Source organism: Streptomyces sp. UW30 (assembly GCF_008042075.1).
Lineage (GTDB): Bacteria > Actinomycetota > Actinomycetes > Streptomycetales > Streptomycetaceae > Streptomyces.
The window spans coordinates 304,643-309,417 of the sequence record NZ_RDBN01000021.1 but is presented as its reverse complement, the minus strand read 5'-3'; the positions used below and the strand labels follow the sequence as shown (position 1 = coordinate 309,417).

4 protein-coding genes are annotated in these 4,775 nt (G+C 67.5%); 1 reads left to right on the top strand and 3 read right to left on the bottom strand.

The features are described 5' to 3' along the window. The first annotated feature begins 1,052 nt into the window (after positions 1-1,052). On the top strand, positions 1,053-2,081 hold the full coding sequence (gene trpS / locus EAO75_RS11705) for a tryptophan--tRNA ligase (protein WP_147994979.1): 1,029 nt from the start codon (positions 1,053-1,055) through the stop codon (positions 2,079-2,081). Between the two features lie 43 nt (positions 2,082-2,124). On the opposite strand, the gene proC is transcribed toward trpS, so the two are convergent. From proC to EAO75_RS11690, 3 genes are all read right to left on the bottom strand, one after another. Then, positions 2,125-2,940, bottom strand: a complete 816-nt coding sequence (proC, locus tag EAO75_RS11700; protein ID WP_147994978.1) for a pyrroline-5-carboxylate reductase — start codon at positions 2,938-2,940, stop codon at positions 2,125-2,127. A gap of 119 nt (positions 2,941-3,059) precedes the next feature. Continuing rightward, on the bottom strand, positions 3,060-3,851 hold the full coding sequence (locus EAO75_RS11695) for an ABC transporter permease (protein ID WP_147994977.1): 792 nt from the start codon (positions 3,849-3,851) through the stop codon (positions 3,060-3,062). Next, entirely contained in the window at positions 3,848-4,657 is an 810-nt protein-coding gene (locus EAO75_RS11690) for an ABC transporter ATP-binding protein (RefSeq protein ID WP_147994976.1), read from the bottom strand. The genes EAO75_RS11695 and EAO75_RS11690 overlap by 4 nt, the downstream gene beginning before the upstream one ends. Between the last annotated feature and the right edge of the window lie 118 nt (positions 4,658-4,775).

Here is a 4,775-nt window from a genome sequence, read left to right as displayed (position 1 = left end):
GCCGGAGCTTTTAACCTCCACCCAGGAGAGTGGAAGTGTTATCCGGTATTAGACCCCGTTTCCAGGGCTTGTCCCAGAGTGAAGGGCAGATTGCCCACGTGTTACTCACCCGTTCGCCACTAATCCCCACCGAAGTGGTTCATCGTTCGACTTGCATGTGTTAAGCACGCCGCCAGCGTTCGTCCTGAGCCAGGATCAAACTCTCCGTGAATGTTTACCCGTAATCGGGTGCACACATCACGAGAGCGGAACAGTCAGGCGGAATAGGCCCGACCGTTCACAGCGTCCTCGCTGTGTTTTGTTTCAAAGGAACCTCGTCCCAACCGGAAGACCGGCCGGAGACGGGGTATCAACATATCTGGCGTTGATTTTTGGCACGTTGTTGAGTTCTCAAGGAACGGACGCTTCCTTTGTACTCACCCTCTCGGGCTTTCCTCCGGGCGCTTCCCTTCGGTCTTGCGTTTCCGACTCTATCAGACCGTTTTCCGATCCGATTTCCTCGGTGCTTTCCAGGTTCCCGCTTTCGCGTTTCCCTTTCCGGCGGTTCCGACTCTATCAGATCCTTTCGGGCCTGACTCCCAGTCAGCGGGTTTTGCCTTCCCAGCCGTTGGGCCGTTCCGACGAGTGAGACTTTAGCGGATTCCCTGCTCCCGAGCTAATCGGGGGCTGCGCTCTGTCGAGCGCGGATTCCTCATTCCTTAAATACGCATGCCAATGAAACGACGGCAGACAGATCGACTGTCGTCGAATAGTGGTTGGTACTTGCGGAGTGGCTGTCCGGGGACCGACCGAAGTCGGCGCTCACGTCGGACAACTCGGAGAACACTACGGATCGGGTCGGGGCGTGTCAACTTCACTCCATGTGGCACCCCGGCGGCGTACTGTGGGACGCATGACGACGCGTACGTACACCCAGCTGTGGTGGGCCGCCTGACGGCGGCCGCGCTTACGTATGCACTCAACGGCCGCCGCCTCGGCGGCCGTTTCTCGTATCTCCCTCCAGAGGGTCGGCCGGCCGGGGACGGCGGTCTCGACCAGGAGGTGGAGAAGAGATGACACGGGTCTTCAGTGGGATCAAGCCGACCGGGCATCTGACGCTGGGGAACTACCTGGGGGCCATGCGCCGGTGGGCGGCCGTCGATCAGCACCAGGCCGACGCGCTGTTCTGCATCGTCGATCTGCATGCGCTGACCGTGGACCACGATCCAGCGCGGGTGCGCAGGCTCAGTAGGCAGGCGGCAACGTTGTTGCTTGCGTCAGGGCTGGATCCGGAGCTGTGCACCGTCTTCCTACAGAGTCATGTGGATGAGCACGCGCGGTTGTCGTATGTGCTGGAGTGCGTGGCCACGGACGGCGAGATGCGGCGGATGATCCAGTACAAGGAGAAGGCGGCGCGCGAGCGGGTGCGGGGCGGGAGTGTGCGGCTGTCGCTGCTGACGTATCCGGTGCTGATGGCGGCGGACATCCTGGCGTACGGGACCGATGAGGTGCCCGTCGGGGACGATCAGACGCAGCATGTGGAGCTCGCACGGGATCTGGCGGTGCGGTTCAACCAGCGGTACGGACATACGTTCGTGGTGCCTCGGGCTACTCCCCCGCAGGTCGCGGCTCGGGTCATGAATCTGCAGGATCCGGCCTCGAAGATGGGCAAGAGCGATGACTCCGGTCCGGGGATCGTCTATTTGCTCGACGAGCCGGACGTGGTGCGGAAGAAGGTCCTGCGTGCCGTGACCGACAGTGGGCGGGAGGTCGTGTACGACCGGGCCGCGCAGCCGGGGGTGGCGAATCTGCTGGAGATCCTCGCGGCCTGTACGGGTGGGAACCCATCGGAGCTGAGCGGTGTATATGAAACGTACGGAGCTTTGAAGTCAGCCACCGCGGAGGCCGTGGTCGAGGTCCTCAGGCCCGTGCAGGAGAGGCACAGGGAGCTGTGCGCGGATCCTGGCTATGTGGAGGGGGTGCTGCGGGATGGTGCGGAGCGGGCTCGGGCGATGGCTCGGCCGACCGTGGATGCCGCGTATCGGGCGATCGGATTGCTGCCGGCTGTGGGTGCGGCCGCCGATATCGGGGTGACCGTATAAGGGGTGCGCTGGGCCGCCCTCTGGGGCAGGGGGCGGCCGGGCGTCACTTGTTGCTGCTGCCGGTGGCAAGCTCGCGGCTGCGGTCGCGGGCGGCTTCGAGGGCGGCGATGAGGGCGGCTCGTACGCCGTGGTTCTCCAGTTCGCGGATGGCGTTGATGGTGGTGCCGGCGGGGGACGTGACGTTCTCGCGCAGTTTGACGGGGTGTTCGCCGCTGTCGCGGAGCATCGTCGCGGCGCCGATCGCGGACTGGACGATCAGGTCGTGCGCCTTGTCCCTGGGCAGTCCGAGGAGGATGCCGGCATCCGTCATGGCTTCGACCAGGTAGAAGAAGTACGCCGGGCCGGAACCGGAGAGGGCCGTGCAGGCGTCCTGCTGGGACTCGGGAACGCGGAGCGTCTTGCCCACGGAGCCGAAGATCTCCTCGGTGTGCGCGAGGTCGGCTTCGCTGGCGTGGCTGCCGGCGGAGATGACGGACATGGCCTCGTCGACGAGGGCGGGGGTGTTCGTCATGACGCGGACGACCGGGGTGCCCGCGGCGAGGCGGGACTCGAAGAAGGAGGTGGGGATGCCTGCGGCTCCGCTGATGACCAGGCGGTCGGCGGGGACGTGCGGGGCGAGCTCGTCGAGGAGGGTGCCCATGTCCTGCGGCTTGACCGTGAGGATCAGGGTGTCGGCGGTCTTGGCGGCTTCCGCGTTGGTGACCGGGGTGACTCCGTGGCGGGTGCGGAGTTCTTCGGCTCGTTCCGCGCGGCGGGCCGTCACCAGGAGGTCGGCCGGGGCCCAGCCGCCGCGGATCATTCCGCTGAGCAGGGCTTCGCCGATCTTGCCGGTGCCGAGGACTGCGACTTTCTGGGTCATGGCTGGGGTGTCCTCCGGGGGTTGAGTCGTCCGGATTCATCCTCGCACCGGGCGCCACCTTTCGAGGTGACGTGTCCGGTGGGCGGACGGTCCGGGCGCCGGGCCCGACCCCGTGGCGGTCATGCCGTCCTGCGCCGCAGGGTCGCCGCTCCCAGGCACAGGACCAGCAGGGCGCAGCCCGCCACGATCAGGGCGTCGCGGACGAAGTTGGCGGTCATGTCGGTGTGCTTGAGGACCTCGTTCATGCCGTCGACCGCATAGGACATGGGGAGGACGTTGGAGATGGCCTCGAGGGCGGGGTGCATGTTGTCGCGGGGAGTGAACAGGCCGCAGAGGAGGAGCTGCGGGAAGATCACCGCCGGCATGAACTGGACGGCCTGGAACTCGGAGGCCGCGAAGGCCGAGACGAACAGGCCGAGTGCGGTGCCGAGCAGGGCGTCGAGCAGAGCCACGAGCAGCAGCAGCCAGGGGCTTCCGGTGACGTCCAGACCGAGGAACCAAACGGCGAGTCCGGTCGCCAGGGCGGACTGGATGATCGCGAGGGTGCCGAAGGCGAGGGCGTAGCCGGCGATCAGGTCGCCCTTGCCGAGGGGCATGGCGAGGAGGCGTTCGAGGGTGCCCGAGGTGCGTTCGCGCAGGGTGGCGATGGAGGTGACCAGGAACATCGTGATCAGCGGGAAGATCCCGAGGAGGGAGGCGCCGATGTTGTCGAAGGTGCGCGGGTTGCCGTCGAAGACGTAGCGCAGCAGGAACAGCATCACGCAGGGCACGAGGAGCATCAGCGCGATGGTGCGGGGGTCGTGGCGGAGCTGGCGCAGGACCCGGGCGGCGGTGGCGGTGGTGCGGGCGATGTTCAGGGCGCCGGTGGGGACGGGCCGGAGCGTGGTGGTCGGGCTCGTGGTGGTGGTCATCGCGTGGTCTCCTTCGCGCGGGCGGCCGCGACCGCCTCGTCGACCAGGTGCAGGAAGGCGGCCTCGACGGTCTCGGACCCCGTGCGGGTGCGCAGGGCCTCCGGGGTGCCGTCGGCGAGGATCTCGCCCTCGCGCATGAGGAGCAGGCGGTGGCAGCGCTCGGCCTCGTCCATGACGTGGGAGGAGATGAGGAGGGTGGCGCCGCGGGAGGCGGCGATGTCGTGGAAGAGGTTCCAGAGGTCGCGGCGCAGGACCGGGTCCAAGCCGACCGTCGGTTCGTCCAGGACGAGGAGTTCGGGGGTGCCGAGGAGGGCGACCGCCAGTGAGACGCGGCTGCGCTGGCCGCCGGAGAGGTTGCCGGCCAGGGCGTCGGCGTGGCTGGTGAGGTCGACGTCGGTGATGGCGCGGGTGACGTTCTCCTGGCGCCGGGTGGTGGCGGAGTGGCCGGGGTCGAGGATCGCCGCGAAGTAGTCGAGGTTCTGGCGGATCGTCAGGTCGTCGTAGACGGAGGGGGCTTGGGTGACGTAGCCGATGCGGGTGCGCAGGGTGGGGTGGCCGGCGGGGCGGCCGAGGACGTCGAGGTTGCCGGTGACCTTGGCCTGGGTGCCGACGATCGCCCGCATGAGGGTGGTCTTGCCGCAGCCGGACGGGCCGAGCAGGCCGGTGATCTGGCCGCGGGGGACGGTGAAATCGAGGTCGCGGAGTACCTGGCGCGGGCCGCGTACGACGTTCAGGGACTCGGCCCGGATGGCGGGGGTGTCGGGAGGGTCCGAGCGGACCGAGTGGACGGGGGAATAATTCATCATGCGATGAATAATGCTCCGGTGGGGATGCGGCGTCAAGGGCCGGGGTGGGCTTTTGGAGGGTGCGCGCAGTCGCGGGTACGCGGGGTCCGGGGCGCGCGGGGTCGGGTGCCGGGCGCAT